At 41.7% G+C, this 16,541-nt stretch carries 17 protein-coding genes; 9 read left to right on the top strand and 8 right to left on the bottom strand.

Features of this window, described 5'->3' with window-relative positions; translation table 11 throughout:
• Window positions 1-149: 149 nt before the first annotated feature.
• Genes HLH16_RS13500 through ubiG form a run of 3 tightly spaced genes read right to left on the bottom strand, consistent with a single transcriptional unit; the run spans window position 150 to window position 2,341 of the window.
• Window positions 150-896: a YciK family oxidoreductase gene (locus tag HLH16_RS13500; RefSeq protein WP_171529716.1), complete on the bottom strand. Its 747-nt coding sequence runs from the start codon at window positions 894-896 to the stop codon at window positions 150-152.
• Between the two features lie 33 nt (window positions 897-929).
• On the bottom strand, window positions 930-1,628 hold the full coding sequence (locus HLH16_RS13495; protein WP_171529715.1) for an HAD family hydrolase: 699 nt from the start codon (window positions 1,626-1,628) through the stop codon (window positions 930-932).
• Window positions 1,628-2,341 carry a bifunctional 2-polyprenyl-6-hydroxyphenol methylase/3-demethylubiquinol 3-O-methyltransferase UbiG gene (ubiG, locus tag HLH16_RS13490; protein ID WP_171529714.1) on the bottom strand — a complete coding sequence of 238 codons (714 nt, stop codon included), beginning with the start codon at window positions 2,339-2,341 and terminating at the stop codon, window positions 1,628-1,630. Before ubiG ends, HLH16_RS13495 begins: the two co-directional genes overlap by 1 nt.
• A gap of 181 nt (window positions 2,342-2,522) precedes the next feature.
• Here ubiG and HLH16_RS13485 point away from each other — a divergent pair, with 181 nt between their 5' ends.
• A complete protein-coding gene (locus HLH16_RS13485; RefSeq protein ID WP_171529713.1) occupies window positions 2,523-3,140 on the top strand; it encodes a thiol:disulfide interchange protein DsbA/DsbL in 618 nt (205 codons plus the stop codon).
• Window positions 3,141-3,201: 61 nt separating this feature from the next.
• Here HLH16_RS13485 and HLH16_RS13480 read toward each other — a convergent pair whose 3' ends face one another.
• Window positions 3,202-3,858 carry a TetR family transcriptional regulator gene (locus HLH16_RS13480; RefSeq protein ID WP_171529712.1) on the bottom strand — a complete coding sequence of 219 codons (657 nt, stop codon included), beginning with the start codon at window positions 3,856-3,858 and terminating at the stop codon, window positions 3,202-3,204.
• A gap of 175 nt (window positions 3,859-4,033) precedes the next feature.
• On the opposite strand from HLH16_RS13480, the gene HLH16_RS13475 reads away from it, so the two are divergent.
• From HLH16_RS13475 to HLH16_RS13460, 4 genes are all read left to right on the top strand, one after another.
• Window positions 4,034-5,056 carry a ferredoxin reductase gene (locus HLH16_RS13475; RefSeq protein WP_171529711.1) on the top strand — a complete coding sequence of 341 codons (1,023 nt, stop codon included), beginning with the start codon at window positions 4,034-4,036 and terminating at the stop codon, window positions 5,054-5,056.
• An 81-nt stretch (window positions 5,057-5,137) separates the two neighbouring features.
• On the top strand, window positions 5,138-6,283 hold the full coding sequence (locus tag HLH16_RS13470; protein ID WP_502707650.1) for a fatty acid desaturase family protein: 1,146 nt from the start codon (window positions 5,138-5,140) through the stop codon (window positions 6,281-6,283).
• Window positions 6,284-6,455: 172 nt separating this feature from the next.
• Window positions 6,456-7,172, top strand: coding sequence for a ribonuclease PH (gene rph / locus HLH16_RS13465; RefSeq protein ID WP_131288469.1), 717 nt, complete (start codon window positions 6,456-6,458; stop codon window positions 7,170-7,172).
• A 166-nt stretch (window positions 7,173-7,338) separates the two neighbouring features.
• Window positions 7,339-7,521 carry an ABZJ_00068 family colistin stress protein gene (locus HLH16_RS13460; protein WP_171529710.1) on the top strand — a complete coding sequence of 61 codons (183 nt, stop codon included), beginning with the start codon at window positions 7,339-7,341 and terminating at the stop codon, window positions 7,519-7,521.
• Here HLH16_RS13460 and nadC read toward each other — a convergent pair.
• A complete protein-coding gene (gene nadC / locus HLH16_RS13455) occupies window positions 7,518-8,363 on the bottom strand; it encodes a carboxylating nicotinate-nucleotide diphosphorylase (RefSeq protein ID WP_171529709.1) in 846 nt (281 codons plus the stop codon). The genes HLH16_RS13460 and nadC overlap by 4 nt on opposite strands.
• 176 nt (window positions 8,364-8,539) lie before the next feature.
• Here nadC and ampD point away from each other — a divergent pair, with 176 nt between their 5' ends.
• Together ampD and murJ are read left to right on the top strand one after the other, a co-directional pair.
• Window positions 8,540-9,112 carry a 1,6-anhydro-N-acetylmuramyl-L-alanine amidase AmpD gene (ampD, locus tag HLH16_RS13450; protein ID WP_171529708.1) on the top strand — a complete coding sequence of 191 codons (573 nt, stop codon included), beginning with the start codon at window positions 8,540-8,542 and terminating at the stop codon, window positions 9,110-9,112.
• Window positions 9,113-9,188: 76 nt separating this feature from the next.
• Complete coding sequence (gene murJ / locus HLH16_RS13445; protein ID WP_171529707.1) at window positions 9,189-10,739, top strand: murein biosynthesis integral membrane protein MurJ; 1,551 nt, start codon at window positions 9,189-9,191, stop codon at window positions 10,737-10,739.
• A 196-nt stretch (window positions 10,740-10,935) separates the two neighbouring features.
• Here murJ and HLH16_RS13440 read toward each other — a convergent pair whose 3' ends face one another.
• Complete coding sequence (locus HLH16_RS13440) at window positions 10,936-11,094, bottom strand: DUF1328 domain-containing protein (RefSeq protein ID WP_131288459.1); 159 nt, start codon at window positions 11,092-11,094, stop codon at window positions 10,936-10,938.
• A 192-nt stretch (window positions 11,095-11,286) separates the two neighbouring features.
• Between HLH16_RS13440 and HLH16_RS13435 the strand changes: the two genes are divergently transcribed.
• Complete coding sequence (locus HLH16_RS13435) at window positions 11,287-11,739, top strand: YcgN family cysteine cluster protein (protein ID WP_171529706.1); 453 nt, start codon at window positions 11,287-11,289, stop codon at window positions 11,737-11,739.
• A gap of 125 nt (window positions 11,740-11,864) precedes the next feature.
• Here HLH16_RS13435 and HLH16_RS13430 read toward each other — a convergent pair whose 3' ends face one another.
• Window positions 11,865-13,979, bottom strand: a complete 2,115-nt coding sequence (locus HLH16_RS13430; protein ID WP_171529705.1) for a sensor domain-containing protein — start codon at window positions 13,977-13,979, stop codon at window positions 11,865-11,867.
• Window positions 13,980-14,280: 301 nt separating this feature from the next.
• Between HLH16_RS13430 and HLH16_RS13425 the strand changes: the two genes are divergently transcribed.
• Complete coding sequence (locus HLH16_RS13425; protein ID WP_171529704.1) at window positions 14,281-15,555, top strand: replication-associated recombination protein A; 1,275 nt, start codon at window positions 14,281-14,283, stop codon at window positions 15,553-15,555.
• Window positions 15,556-15,813: 258 nt separating this feature from the next.
• Here the strand turns inward: HLH16_RS13425 and purC are convergent, their stop codons facing one another.
• On the bottom strand, window positions 15,814-16,533 hold the full coding sequence (purC, locus tag HLH16_RS13420) for a phosphoribosylaminoimidazolesuccinocarboxamide synthase (protein WP_131288451.1): 720 nt from the start codon (window positions 16,531-16,533) through the stop codon (window positions 15,814-15,816).
• Between the last annotated feature and the right edge of the window lie 8 nt (window positions 16,534-16,541).

Genomic DNA, 16,541 nt, shown 5'->3' with positions numbered 1-16,541 from the left:
AGTAAATCTGTTTGAGAGAAAAACCTTAAAAGCTTTATTCATGCCCGATAAAATACCGATAAAACAAAAGGAAGCTCAATTGAGCCTCCTTTTATGAAAAATTGTGGGACAGCAGTGGCATGAACTCCCTTTTTTGATCTTTTTAAGCATCAATCCTGCGCATCAATGCTTTGACCATTCATATGCAAGCTGTCATCGCCCATTAAATACAGGTAAGCCGGCATAATCATTTCAGGGGTCGCCAAGGTTTTCGGATCTTCATCTGGGTAGGCTTTGGCACGCATGGCGGTACGTGTTGCCCCCGGATTAATACAGTTAAAACGCACATTGGGATAGACATTTTCTTTGGCAAAAATCTTGTTCACCGCTTCAATGGCAATTTTTGATACCGAGTATGCCCCCCAACGTTCACGTGCTTCGCGACCTACACCTGAACTGGCAAAAACGACAGAAGCATGTTCTGATTTATGTAGCAGCGGTAGTAGTTCTTGCGTCAGTAAAAATGGCGCACGCAGATTCACCGCCATCACATCATCCCAGACATCGACCGGGTAATGAGCTAGTTCTGTGCGTTCACCCAGAATACCGGCATTGTGCAAAATGCCATCTAAGCGACCAAATTGTGTTTCTAAAGTATCGACCAGTAACTCATAGTCTCGAGGAGAGGCGCTGGAGAGTTGCAAAGGCAGAATAGCCGGTTGTGGTGCACCTAGGCTTTCAATTTCATCATAAATGACTTCAAGCTTGTTTAAGGTGCGTCCATGCAGGACGACGGTTGCCCCATGCAGGGCATAGCTAATTGCAGCTGCACGACCAATACCATCGCCCGCACCTGTAATCAGGATAATGCGATCTTTTAACAGATCGGGGCGAGGTTGATATTCTGAATATTTCATTGCCTACCTCCTCGTTTATATATTGTTATGTCGTTATGAAATCAGAGAATTGTTATGTTGTTTAGATGAAACCAGCTGATTAATCACTTGATGTAATTCGGTAACTGTCTTGACTATACAATCAGCGTGCCATGCTGTTAAGTCATCTTTGTGTTGCAATGGTAAATAACCATAGCCTGCCAAGATGGTATACATATTGGCGTTACGACCGGCATCAATATCGCGGGGATGGTCACCCACATAGATACAGTCTTCAGGCTGAAGCTGAATGTGCTTGGCTGCCAGATACATCGGTTCAGGATCAGGTTTGGTTTTACTGACATCTTCAGGGCAAACCAGAACCGCACAGCGCTCAGACAAGTTCAGCGCCTTAAGCAAGGATTCGCTGAGCCAGCGTGGTTTGTTGGTGACAATGCCCCAGGGAATATCCTGGCTTTCCAGTTCTTCAAGCAGGGGATACATGCCTTCGAACAGGTCGGTATCTACCGCAATATCTTGCCCATACAAATCTAAAAAACGTTGTCGATGGGCAAGGAAAACCGGATCTTCAACATCCAGTTCTGGATAGACCAGTTTCACCATGGCACGTGCGCCTTCAGACACCTGGGTGCGAATCAAATCAGCCGCCACGATTTCACATTGTTTATCGCGGCACATGTCCTGAATAATGCGAATAAAGTCGGCAGCGGTGTCAATCAGGGTGCCATCTAGGTCAAACAGTACAGCTTTCATTAGGCACCTTCTTTTACCGTATAAACCATGTAGTTCACATCCACATTCGGTGCCAGCCAATAGCGTTTGGTAATCGGGTTGAAATGTAAACCGGTCATGTCTTTGAGTTTTAAGCCTGCACCACGGATGTCATGCGCAAGTTCAGAAGGCTTGATGAATTTATGATAATCATGCGTGCCTTTAGCTAGCATGCGTAACACATATTCCGCGCCAATAATCGCAAATAAATAAGATTTTGGATTACGGTTAATGGTCGAGAAGAACACATGACCACCCGGTTTGACTAACTTTTGGCAAGCCTGAATAATTGATGCCGGATCGGGCACATGCTCAAGCATTTCCATGCAAGTGACTACGTCATATTGTCCGGCTTGTTCTTCTGCCAATTGTTCTACCGGAACCTGGCGATATTCAATATTCTCAACGCCTTCTTGTTCTGCATGGATACGCGCCACATTTAAGGGTGCTTCACCCATGTCGATGCCCAAAACATTTGCACCTCGACGTGCCATGCTTTCAGACAAAATACCGCCACCACAGCCGACATCGAGGACTTTTTTGCCGGCAATGCCACCTGAATGTTCATCAATCCAATTTAAGCGTAAAGGGTTAATTTGATGCAGTGGACGGAACTCAGAATGCTGATCCCACCATATGGCTGCGAATGCTTCAAATTTGGCAATTTCTTGTGGATCAACATTCAATTGCGACATCGGTATCACCTCAATCAAGTCGTTATATTTTAAAAAAAGTTATAGGGGCTTAGTGTAGCGTTTATTCTCAAAAAAGCGATAAAAGCCGTAAAAAAGTTCACAGAATGAAAACGAATTCGGCATAATTGATTTATAGTCATCGTATAAATTAATCATAACGATTTAGAGGACAATAAGTTCAATGAAAAAATTCCTTTTAGGTAGTGTTGCTACTGCTATTTTTGCCTGTTCAGGCACGGCAATGGCAGCCAATTTTGTCGCAGGTAAAGATTACACCGTGGTTGCCAACCCGGGTAAAGTTGACGTTCCTGGAAAAATTGAAGTACGTGAGTTCTTTTGGTACGGCTGCCCACACTGCTTTAAACTAGAGCCGCATATGCAGGCTTGGCTCAGAAAAATTCCTAAAGATGTCAACTTTGTGCGCACACCTGCTGCGATGAATCCAGTCTGGGAACAAGGTGCACGCGGTTATTATGTGTCTGAAGCCTTGGGCGTTCGTAAGCAAACTCACTTGCCTTTATTCCATGCGATTCATGCGGGTGGGCAACAGATTTTTGACCAAAAATCACAAGCAAAATTCTTTGTGAAATATGGCGTACCTGAAGCAAAATTCAACAGCATGTTTAATTCATTCGCGATTACTTCAAAAGTGGCGCAATCTAAGAAACTGGCACAACAATATCAATTGAGCGGTGTTCCTGCCGTGGTTGTGAATGGTAAATATGTAGTCCAAGGTGAAGATGCAAAAGTGACTCAAGTAGTCAGCTACCTGGTGGAAAAAGAACGTAAAGCGAAATAAGTTTTATGTGCTAAAAAACCCGCTCATTGCGGGTTTTTTTTTATGTTTTATTTTGAGTGAATTACTCAGTGATTGCCTTTGAAGTATCCCAGTTCGAGATACCACGGAAAATCACATGTACCTGGGTAATGGTTTGTAATTTAAATTTTTTTTGTTGCTCTAAACGTTCTTCAGCTTGATAGTGACGATTGATGTCCATCCAGGTCATTGCCCAGGTAAAAGATAAATTAATTAAGATATTAGAAATAACCTGAAGGTCTTGTACATTGCGGATGTGCTGTACCGTTTCCATTTTGCATAGGTCATTGGCCAAATCTTCAACTAAAAAATTAATTTCCCGGGCAATGGCATGGCGAATCACTTCTGATCCCCCCCAACGCTCGGCAATCATAAATACCCAGGGTTCAGGATTATACTCAACCGCCTGAAAAAACAGGTCCAGGCTGATTTGCGCTTTGGTATTGGGTTGATAGATATAGGCTTGTCCAAGTTGATGCAAAATGCCTTTTAAATGCAGGGCAACCTGATCGACCACTTCCAGTCCAAGCTCATTCATGTCTTGAAAATGGCGATAAAATGCAGTGGGGACCAGCCCCACATGACGAGCGATTTCACGCAAACTGATACTACTAAAAGAACGTCCAGACGTGCTTAAAGCAAGCGCGGCATCCAAAAGTGCTTGGCGGCTTTGTTGTTTACGCTCATCCCGTATCGACATTCGAGTACCCTAAAAAAAATCTGCATGAAGTCTATCAAAAAAAAACAAATTAAACGACGAGTGTCAGTGAACATATGTTGACTGAGTTGAAAAATAATTATAGTGTACAAGTGTTCACTGTAAGAACATCTGTTCACTCAAATAAATAACCAGCAATAAAAAAGAGGAACGTCATATGAGTCATGTGATGCAGTACCAACCGCAATGGATTCGAGAAGATTTCGTCGATTTTATTGCTGAAAAAGTGAATCCAGTTTGGGCATGGAAAAAAGTGAAAGCCAGTATTGTTGACGTACACATGCTGAGTGCAGACTTTTATCAAATTCAGCTTCAGCCAAATCATAACTTTCATGCAAAAGCGTTTCGTGCTGGACAAAGTATTTTAGTGACTGTGGTGATTGCAGGTGTTCGTCAGCAACGTAGTTATTCCATTGTGAAAATCACCGAGACGGGCAATATCGTGATTGCGGTGAAACGTCAGGGTAAAGTATCTAATGCTTTAACCCATTTGGCGGTAGGCAGCGTGGTGGAAATCTCTCAAGTTCAGGGTGATTTCACATTAACGTCATCTCAAGATTCTATTCTATTGCTGGCATCAGGTAGTGGCATCACAGCGATTTATTCGCTATTACAACAGGCACTTACTCAAAAGGTAAGTCAAATTGATCTGCTGTACTTTACCCGTGATGATGCTTTTCATAGCGAATTACAGCAATTATCAGAACAATATTCACAATTTCACTACCACCATTTCAATACACTTGTACAGAAACAACATTTAAGCGTAGAACTGCTTGAAAGTACGGTCGCTGATTTTGGGCAACGCCAAAGTTATGCCTGTGGTGCCAAGGGCATGATGCAAAGCCTGAATCAGATTTATCAACAGCTGGGTATTGCTAATCAATTAAAACAGGAATATTTTCAGGTAGTTGTAGATGAAACTGTACAAGTGCAACCGGTGGTATTCTTACGTGCACAACAAGAGTTTGAAGCAAAAATCAATTTACTTGAAAGCGCTGAACAGGCAGGTTTGAAGCCGGCACATGGCTGTCGTATGGGCATTTGCAACACTTGTACCTGTACTAAAGTGAGCGGCTCAACCAAAAATCTGCTGACCGGTGAAATTGATCACGATAGCAATACCCAAATTAAGTTGTGTATTAGCCAAGCCGTCAGTCCTGTCGTGATTAACCTTTAAATAAAATAATTTTAGGGCATTTAAGCGATTTCTCGCACTTTTCACAAAAGCAGTGCCTGATTTCCGCTTCGGAGAAAAACAATGAATATGTCAGTTAAGTTTCCAGAAGATAGTAAATCAAAACATTTGAGTGCTGAACAAATTGCTGAATTGGGTCAAAAAATCGATGCGATCCGCCGTGAAATTATGGACAGCATTGGCGAGCAAGATGCCAAATACATTTATAAAATTCGTGATTTTGTCCGTTATAGCGAAATCGCGTCACGCGGGATGTTAATGTTTGGCGGCTGGATTCCACCAGTGTGGTTAGCGGGCACCGGTTTATTGGGCCTGTCCAAAATCGTCGAAAATATGGAACTGGGTCATAACGTTATGCATGGTCAGTTCGACTGGCTCAATGATCCGACTTTAAACGGTGCCAATTACGATTGGGACACCATGGCGACAGGCGATGACTGGAAATACACGCATAACTATATCCACCACACTTACACTAATATTGTCGGTAAAGACCATGATGTTGGCTACGGTTTAATTCGTGTTAGCGAGTCGCAAAAATGGGAACCGCGCTTTTTATTTAATATTCCTTTAACCATTCAATTGATGGTGTTCTTTGAATGGTATGTGGGCTTACAAAACCTACACTTGGAAGATGCAATTGCCTATAAAACCAAAACCTGGAAACAAGTCTGGGCAGATTCTGAAAAATTCCGTAAGAAAGCGCTACGTCAGGTAGCAAAAGATTATGTGTTTTTCCCATTAATTGCCGGTCCAAATGCGCTTCCTGTATTTGCAGGCAATGCCGTGGCCAATGTGATTCGTAGTCTATGGGCATCAGCCGTGATTTTTAATGGTCATTTCACTGAAGATGCAGAAACCTTTGAACTGGACAATACTGAAAATGAAACCCGTGCAGAATGGTATTTACGCCAAATTCGCGGATCGAGTAATTTTAGCGGCACAGAATGGTTACATATTTTAAGTGGTAATTTGAGCCATCAAATTGAACACCATTTATTCCCGGATATGCCGGCGAACCGTTATGCAGAAGCAGCACCCAAAATTCGTGCCTTATGCGCAGAGTATGGAATTAACTATAACGAAGCTAGTTTCTTTAAACAGTTTGGCAGTGTTTGGGTGCGTTTAGCCAAATGTTCATTACCGAATTCCTGGACAGCATCGGTTGAGCAATCCAAACAAAAGTTAAAAACCTTATTTCGTTTTTAAGGCTGAACAGAGAGATGTGAGGTCGCGCATAATAGGTGTTTCATTCAACTGATGGCTAAATAAAAGCAGCATGATTTTATAGTTTTTGCCAATCGACAATGTCCCGGTAAAACCTTCAAGCTTGCTTCTGTTATACTAGGCCGCAATGAATTTTAGCCAAAGAGAACCCATTATGCGTATCGACCAACGTACTTTAGATCAATTACGTGACGTAAAAATTACCCGTAACTATACGCGTTATGCTGAAGGTTCAGTATTGATTGAATTTGGTCATACTAAAGTTCTTTGTACTGCAAGTATTGATAATTCCGTGCCACGTTTCCTTAAAGGCAAGGGACAAGGCTGGGTAACCGCTGAATACGGTATGTTGCCACGTTCAACACATACCCGTAGTGACCGTGAAGCTGCCCGTGGTAAACAGAGTGGCCGTACTCAGGAGATTCAGCGTCTGATTGGTCGTAGCTTACGTGCCATGGTCGATTTGAAAAAACTGGGTGAAAACACCATTACCATTGACTGTGATGTGATTCAGGCTGATGGCGGTACACGTACTGCTTCAATTACCGGTGCGGCTGTTGCATTGATTGATGCCATGAATGTGTTGCTTGAGAAAAAGAAAATCAAGCAAGATCCACTGAAAGGCTTGGTGGCTGCAATTTCTGTGGGTATGTATAAAGACGAAGCCTTATTGGATCTGTGTTATGAAGAAGATTCAAGCTGCCAAACTGACTTAAATGTGGTGATGACACAAGCAGGTGAGTTTATTGAAGTGCAAGGTACTGCCGAAGAGAAACCATTTACTCGTGCGCAGTGTAACGAGATGCTTGAATTGGCTGAAAAAGGCATTCAAGAATTGATTAAAAAACAACAGGAAGCTTTAGGCTGGTAAGTTGTTTATTTGAAGATACAAAAAACGCACCTCAAGGTGCGTTTTTTTATGGATAAGTCACAAGCTGGATACAAAAAGGCTGCAATTTCAACCCCTTTTGAAACGCAGGCTTAAGATCAAGTTCATATTCAGTGGCTAGACTGATGCTTATTTACAGGAGCATTAGATGTTAAATATCATCATCTTGGTTGTATCTGTTGTCACTCTGGCACTCATGACCAGTGATCCGCGAGCTTCCGAACAAAAATCTATCCAATCCGCTTGGCAACAGAACACACCCTCCAGTGAAATGCAGGATTTAAGCGCTGAACCGAAATCTAAACCGCAAAATGACACTGAACAGACTTAAGCATTAAAGCGCATCGATAAATCAATTGCTTTGACATCTTTGGTTAAAACGCCCATCGAAATATAGTCGACCCCAGACGTGGCTACTTCACGTAAATTTTCAATAGTGATGTTGCCCGAAGCTTCCAGCTTGCAACGACCGGCAACATGCTTAACCGCATCAATCATTTGTTGTTGACTGAAATTATCCAGCATCACGATATCGGCATGAGCCTCTAGAGCCTGATTCAGTTCATCCCAAGTTTCGACTTCAACTTCTACAGGCTTACCCGGTGCAATGTTGTGTGCTTTGGCAATTGCTTGTGCAATACCGCCCGCGGCCATAATGTGGTTTTCTTTAATCAAAAAGGCATCAAACAAACCGAGACGATGGTTTTGACCGCCACCAATGGCGACAGCATATTTTTGCGCAATACGTAAGCCGGGAAGGGTTTTACGGGTATCTAACAATTTGGTGTTTAAACCTTCTAATTGTTTTACATATTCAGCTGTTTTCGTGGCTACTGCAGAAAGCGTTTGTACAAAATTCAGCGCAGGACGTTCAACCGTGAGTAAGCTGCGTGCCGAACCGGCTAATTTTAAAAAGGCCTCATTGGCTTGTACGCGCTCGCCATCATTTTTCAGCCAGGTCACTTGCACATTGGCATCATAAGCCTGAATGAGGGCATTGACCCAAGGCTGACCGGCCAGCACCATGTCTTCACGGCTAATGATGGTTGCAGTGGCTTGCTCATCTTCAGGAGTTAATAAAGCGGTGATATCACCCTCGCCAATATCTTCTTGTAAAGCCTGTTGAATATTGATCTGGATTGCGTGTTCCAACAAAGATTGAGATATGCTCATTAGAATTCCGTATCTTTTTTAGCCCATGAAAATTGCGCGTTATATTAGCATTGTTCATTTAAAAGAAATGTTTTTTCCACGGATTTTTATCTCTGGAATTTGAGATTTTAAGCTTAAAGTTTTAGGATTGCGCTAAAATCATCTACTTACGCGAAAATAAGACTCAGGATAGGAATATGCAACAGGCACCGTCTTTTCAGGTCATCGATGGTCAGTTAATCGGTGCAAGGCAAGTATCATCCCCGAATTATAATCAACGTCCCGAACACACTGAAATTCAGTTGGTAGTAGTGCATAACATCAGTTTGCCACCCTCGCAATTTGGTGGCGGCTATATTGAACAGTTTTTTCAAAATCAGCTGGATTGGTCAAAGCATCCTTATTTTCAGAGCATTGAAGGCATGCAGGTGTCTACCCATCTGTTAATTTTGCGCACTGGCGAAGTTTTGCAATTCGTGAATTTCAATGACCGTGCCTGGCATGCAGGACGTTCGAGCTATTTAGCCAAAAAAGAATGTAATGATTATTCGATTGGCATTGAGCTTGAAGGCAGCGATGACCAGCCTTTTGAAGAGGTGCAATACAGCATATTGGCAGAGATCATTGCTACATTACAGGCAGCCTATCCGAAGATATTACAACATCTGGCCGGGCACTCGGATATTGCTCCAGGACGTAAAACCGATCCGGGCCCATATTTCGATTGGCCAAAAACCAGAGCATTAATACAACAATGCAAAGTAGATTAATAGCTGCTCGACTTTAAGATTTAACAACGAAATTCCTGTCGAGTTTCTTTACAATAGCGACTTATTTTAATACTGGGTGGAAACGATGGCGCTGTGGCGGTCGACCTTTATTGTCAGTGCAATGACCATGTTGTCTCGGGTTTTGGGTTTAGTCCGAGATGTGGTGTTGCTGAATGTGTTTGGTGCAGGTAAAGATTTCGATACCTTTGTAGTTGCCTTTCGTATCCCCAACTTCTTTCGGCGGCTGTTTGCCGAAGGGGCATTTTCGCAAGCTTTTATTCCGGTTTTAACCGAATATAAAACCACGAAAACCCATGCTGAAGTGCAAATTCTGATTAGTCGGGTATTTGGTTGTCTCGCAACCTTTATGACCCTGCTGACTTTTATCGCGATGATTGCTGCACCGGCAATTATGTATATCTATGCACCGGGCTTTCATAGTGATCCCGAAAAATTTGCCTTAGCAACCGACATGTTCCGGCTGACCATTCCATATTTGTTATTTATGTCACTGACTGCTTTTGCGAGCAGTATCTTGAATAGTTATGGTTCATTTTCGACCCCAGCTTTTGCGCCAGTTTTACTGAATGTCACCATGATTGCCGGGGCATGGTGGTTAACGCCGTATATGGCCGAACCGATTATGGCCTTGGGTTGGGCGGTCGTGGCTGCAGGGGTATTGCAACTGGCGATTCAAATCCCGGAGCTATGGCGCAAAAATCTGCTGATTCCACCTAAAGTTGATTTTAAACACGAAGGGGTCGATCGCATCATGAAATTGATGCTTCCGGCATTATTTGGTGTATCGGTGACGCAAATCAATTTGCTGCTGAACACCATCTGGGCATCCTTTATGCAAGATGGTTCAGTGTCTTGGTTATACAGTGCCGAGCGTATGACTGAATTGCCTTTAGGCTTAATTGGTGTTGCTATTGGTACGGTGATTCTACCTTCTCTTTCTGCACGTCATGCTGAACAGGATCAGTCCAAGTTCCGTGGCATGATCGACTGGGCTGCAAAAGTGATTATGCTGGTCGGTATTCCAGCCAGCATTGCCTTGTTCATGTTATCGACTCCTATCATTCAAGCCTTGTTCCAACGCGGGCAATTCACCCTTGAAGATACGCAAATGACGGCATTGGCTTTGCAATGTATGAGTGCCGGGGTGATTTCCTTCATGTTGATTAAAGTCTTTGCTCCGGGTTTTTATGCACAGCAAGATACCCGAACACCCGTACGTGTAGGCTTAATGGCCGTTGCTGCCAATGCAATTTTAAACGTGATCTTTATTGGCTTCTTTAAACTGATCCATTGGGAAGCAGAACATATGGCCTTGGCCTTGGCATCTTCAGGTTCTGCACTGGTGAATGCGGGGATGCTGTATTTCTATCTGCACCAACGCAATATTTTCCGTTTTGGAGGGCACTGGAAAAAACTTTTCCTTCAGTTCGCCATCGCCAATGCGATCATGATTGCAGCACTTTGGTATGCCTTGACTTGGTATAACGGCGATGTATCGCAATGGATTCGTATTTTCGAAGTGATTGGACTTTGCGTGGTCGGTGTTTTGGCTTATGCGATTGGTCTGCTCGTAACTGGGTTTAGACCGCGTCATTTAAGACCATAATCAACAGATCAAGAATTTATTCTTTATATTAGAATAATCTTGGAATAGTGACCTGAATTAAATGGGTGAAAATTACTTTAATTTTTGCTCAATTTAATTCAGGTTTTTTATTCTTCAAAAGATAAAATTTGAATATGAAAAAGAGCCTATTTAGGCTCTTTTACTTAAAGTGAATATGTTGTTTAAAGATAAGTAATTATATTTTTCCTCGGGAAAGGAAACCGACGATTGCTAAAATAACCGCAATGACGAGTAAAATAATTGCAAAATCTTTAGATAAACCTGCGACACCAGCGAAACCTAGTAGGCTGGCTATAAGTGCAATCACTGCAAAAATAATCGCCCAACGAAACATAAGCGTTCTCCGTGTGTTGTTATTTTCAAAGTAGATTTAGTATAGGGCTTAGAAATTCCTAAACTGTTATGCTTGTGTTTAAAAAATGTTCACTTTGACAGTAAATATATGATTCAAAGTAAAAATAACATCCATACATTGTGAACTTGAACACGTTATAATAATGGCTAACTTCTCTTGTTTTTTAGTTTTATGACTGAACAATTACGTCCGGAATTTTGGAAAAAATATTCTTTAGCTGAACTGAATCCTACCGAGTGGGAGGCGCTTTGTGATGGTTGTGGTTTATGTTGTCTGATTAAACTAGAAGATGAAGAACTCGGCGAAGTGGCTTATACCAAGGTGTCGTGTAAACTTTTAGATTGCAAAACAGCGCGTTGCAGCAATTATGCACAGCGTCTTGACTATGTTCCTGATTGTATTCAACTGACACCTGAAAAATTAGCTGAAATTCACTGGTTACCACCGAGTTGCGCTTACCGTCGCTTAAAGGAAGGCAAGAAATTACCATCTTGGCATTATTTAAATACCGGTACACGTGAGAGTATAATTAAAGCGAAAAAGTCGGCAGCAGGGCGCTGTATTTCAGAAGTCGAAGTCAATGAAGAGGATCTTGAGGAATATATTGTCCGTTGGGTGCGTTAATCTGATTGGCTCAATAATTCAAAAATGTCTGTTTGAATATTACCTCTAAACCATGTGGCCTTAATAAGGTAACAGTTACCGCATAACCCCTTATTTTTGAACAGATTAGATCATGTAGTTGCGGCTTAAGATTGAGCTATCATCACAGGTTGTAACAGTTGAGTGGCATCATTAGATGGCATGGGGCGATAGAAATAAAAACCTTGTCCAGTATGACAATCACATGCTTTCAACGCATCCACTTGTTCTAAGCATTCAATGCCTTCAACCAATATCTCCAGAGAAATGCTGGCACCAATTTGGCTGATCGCTTTGACAATGGCCAGTGACGAAGGATCATCGTGAATGTTTTCTATAAAGTGACGATCTATTTTAAGGCAATCGACCGGATAGTTTCTTAAGCGGGTTAAAGACGAATGTCCGGTACCAAAATCATCTAATGAAATGCGAATACCGGCTTGTTTTAATAGCCCCAATGCGCGAACAACATAGTCAGAGCCACGTTCCGAAAGACTTTGCTCGGTAATTTCAATTTCCACCATTTCATGGGGAATATGAAACTGAGCGAGTCTGTTTAACAGCATTTCTGCATAGTTATCTCTTAAGAATTCGACCGGTGCGGCATTGATTGAAATGGGTAAAAGTTCCAGTCCAGATTCACGCCATTGGGTCATATCCTTAAACACTTTTAACTGCATGATCTCGCTGATGCGCGTTGCCAGTTCATAGTCCTGAAAAGCGGAGAAAATATGTGCAGGAAGTTGGATTTGATCCTCCGCATCATACCAGCGCAGTAAAGCCTCAAAGCCAGTGACTGTTCCATATTTCAGACTGACTTTGGGTTGATAGAAGGGAATAATCTTATCACTGTGGAGAATGGCTCGGGCGAGGGAGAGCTGTTTGGTGGTGAGCTCTATGCTCTGGAACATGGCGTTCTTAAACATTCGGATACCACCGCGACCGCTGATTTTAAGATCATTGAGTGCTACATCTGCACATCGCAGTAAATTTGAACTATTTTGTGCATCGCGAGGATAAATGGCACAGCCGACACTCATCCCGCCATTAATATATTGTCCTGCATAGCAAATCGGGATATCCAGCTGTTGCCGAGCTGTTTTTGCAATTTCGAATAATTCAGCTTCATCGGTCAGATGAGGCACAATAATGGCAAATTCATCCCCGCCTAGGCGTGCAACAACGATTTCATCTTTAAAACAACCACTGAAACGTTGACCTAAAATTTGGAGTAAATGATCGCCGGCGATATGTCCTAAAGTGTCATTGATATGCTTGAAATAGTCTAAATTAATCAGCAAAAAGCCGATGGATTGGTTTTGTTGGCGTGCATTTTGAATGGTCTTTTTGAAAATTTTATTAAATGCACGACGATTATATAAACAGGTTAATTCATCTGTTTCGATGAATTGTTGCAGGCTTTTTTCAGCAATTTTTTGTTGGCTCATATCTCGATCGATACAGAGAATGTTTTGTATTGAGTCATCTTCATTTTGCACCGGGGTTAAAATATTATCCCCATATTGTGGTGTTTGACCTGAAATTGCACTCATCCCATCAAAGCGTGCATTTTTACCTTTTGCAACATGAGTCAAAGCCTGTTGTCCTGAATTTTGAACATTGTCAGGCAATAAGTTGAGCCAAGGCATACCAAACTTTTTTTCACTGAGTGATACACTTAAAGCCAGACAACCTGAACGATTCCTATGGCTAACACGTCCATCGGGTGTCAAAAGTTTAATACAATCCATACTGGCATCGAGCATTTTGCTTTCGGCATAAACTTGTTGATTCAGTTCAAATTGCTTTAAATAGTGATCATGAATGTCGGTTGCTGTCATCAGCCATTCAGTATTGTCTAAATTTTGCGGATGTTGCACGGCAATCAAACACACTCGATATCCCTTTTCATGATGTTTAATCCGGCATTTTTTTTCGAAATTTTGTTGTGTTGGTCGGGCTTGTTGCCAAAGAATACTGAAATATTCGAAATCTTCAGGGTGAATGAATTTTTTACAATCAGCAGTGTCGTATAGATTAGGAGTCATACCAAGATAGCCACAAAGCGCTTGATTATAATAATGCTTGTTTTGTTTATTTTTCATCCAGATGAGTTGCGGTAATTGATCTAATACATTTTGAAGAATTAAATTTTCTGTATTTAATTGAGAATTATTGGCCTGAGTAGTGTGATCGGGTTTGTTTTTAAAAATATATCTCATGCAGTTCACCCATTAAAACGACCAAAATGCCAAAAAGCGTGATGTATTTCACGCAATGATTATGTACTTCATAAATAAGAAGTGGAATTATTAAGCATATTTTTCTTAATATTGACTATCACAGTAAATCTACTTGGTTATTTTTAAAAGTAAATTCAGACAATAGGCACAATAATGATTAATAATATTGCCGATTCTTTTAAAAAAACAGTATGATTTTTTTGTAAAACAATTCAATTGAAATACGCGATATTAAAATTACATAGTAGACTTGTTTTAAGCACACTCAAGAAATAACAAGATGTCAGATAGTCATATTCCACTTCCTGAACGGCTTCGTCCGCGTGATTTATCAGAAATTATTGGTCAAGATCATTTATTAGGTGATCAGGCTCCTTTACGCCAAATGATTGATCAAGGGCATTTACCCTCGATTATTTTTTGGGGACCACCGGGAGTCGGGAAAACCACCATTGCTTTGCTTCTTGCGCAGGCGGTTGATCGAACTTTTGTCAGTTTATCTGCCTTGAATACCGGAGTGAAAGAACTCCGTGAAATCATTGCTGAAAGTGGTGATTTACTCAAACCTGTGGTGTTTATTGATGAAATTCACCGTTTTAACAAGTCACAACAAGATGCCTTATTGAATGCAGTGGAAAAGGGCAAAATCACGCTGATTGGTGCAACCACAGAAAACCCTTCCTTTGAAGTGAATAGTGCGTTGTTATCACGTTGTCAGGTCTATAGCCTGAATGCTTTAGATGCCGATGCAATCCAGACTCTATTGGATCAAGCATTGAAAAATGATGCTTTTTTAAAAGAACGATCTATTCAGATTGAAGAATATGAAGCACTGATTCAATTTGCTGCGGGAGATGCACGTAAGGCACTCAATCTGTTGGATCTTATCGCCAGCACCTTTGAACCTGACCTTGAAAATATCATTACCAATGCAATTGTGGTGAAAGTCGCACAGCAAAATATTGCCCGTTATGACAAATCGGGCGAGCAGCATTATGACCTGGTTTCTGCCTTTATTAAATCAATTCGCGGTAGCGATCCGGATGCGACTTTATATTGGATGGCACGCATGCTCAAAGGCGGCGAAGATCCGGTGTTTATTGCACGCCGTATGTTGATCGCAGCATCTGAAGATATTGGTAACTCAAATCCGAATGCGCTGCTTCTTGCAGGAGAATGTTTCCGTTCGGTACAAGCTGTGGGTATGCCGGAATGCCGGATTATTTTGGGGCAGTGTGCCGTGTATTTGGCAACCAGTGCGAAAAGTAACAGTACTTATTTGGCCATTAACAAGGCTTTAGATTTAGCTGAAAAAACCGCGAATTTACCGGTGCCATTGCACCTAAGAAATGCACCAACCAAATTGATGAAAGAGCAGGGCTATGGCGTGGATTACCTTTATCCGCACAATTATCCAGAGCATTTTGTTTTGCAAGAATATTTACCGCCTGAATTGAAAGGTACCAAGTTGTATGAATCTGCGCGGAATAAACGTGAAGTAGAAGGTGAAAAACTTCAGCAACGTCGCTGGCAGCAGGAACAACAACAGCAATAAAAAAAGCCCAACTCAGAGCGAGTTGGGCGGAAAATAGGATGTCTTAGGGGAGATACATCCTAGAGGGTAAACAGGAATCTGCTCGGCAAGGCATCAGAGGAAGATTCAATTCCGATGTTGCTTGGTATACAAATTATATTACGGGCTTAACTTAATAATGTAAAAACGATCATTTTTATTAGTAACATTTATTTTTACGATTTAATAGGGCATAAAAAACCGAGCCATCAGGCTCGGTTTTTTGAATCCGCGTACGGATTAGATATCAGAAAGGTCGATACCTAAACGTGTCGCTACTTCTTCATAAGCTTCAACAACACCGCCTAAACCTTGACGGAAACGGTCTTTGTCGAGTTTTTTCTTGGTGTCTTTGTCCCATAGACGGCAACCATCTGGAGAGAATTCATCACCAAGAACAATACGGTCGTGGAACACACCAAATTCAAGTTTAAAGTCAACAAGCAGCATGTTGCCTTTGTCGAACAAATCTTTAAGTACGTCGTTTACTTGATAAGTCAGTACTTTCATTTGTTCAAGTTGTTCAGCAGTCGCCCAACCCAAAGCAATCGCTTGAGATTCGTTGACCATTGGATCGCCAAGTGCATCGTCTTTGAAGAACAATTCGAAAGTAGGCGGAACAAGCTCTTTACCTTCTTCCACGCCTAAACGACGGCACAAGCTACCTGCTGCGTAGTTACGAATAACACATTCAACAGGAACCATTTTCAATTTTTTCACTAAAACTTCAGTAGGAGAAAGAAGTTTTTCAAAGTGAGTTTCAATGCCAGCAGCAGCCAATTTTTCCATGATGAAGGCGTTAAAACGGTTGTTCACCTTGCCTTTACGATCCAGCTGTTCGATTTTTTCGCCGTTAAATGCAGATGCATCGTCACGGAAGACTAGGATGAGGTGATCTGCACTGTCTGTTTCATAAACAGATTTCGCTTTACCAGTATAGAGCAAGGTTTGTTTCAACATGGGGGAAC

The organism is Acinetobacter sp. ANC 5378 (assembly GCF_013004315.1).
Lineage (GTDB): Bacteria > Pseudomonadota > Gammaproteobacteria > Pseudomonadales > Moraxellaceae > Acinetobacter.
The sequence above is the reverse complement of the archived record's forward strand: the minus strand, read 5'-3'. Positions and strand labels throughout refer to the sequence as shown.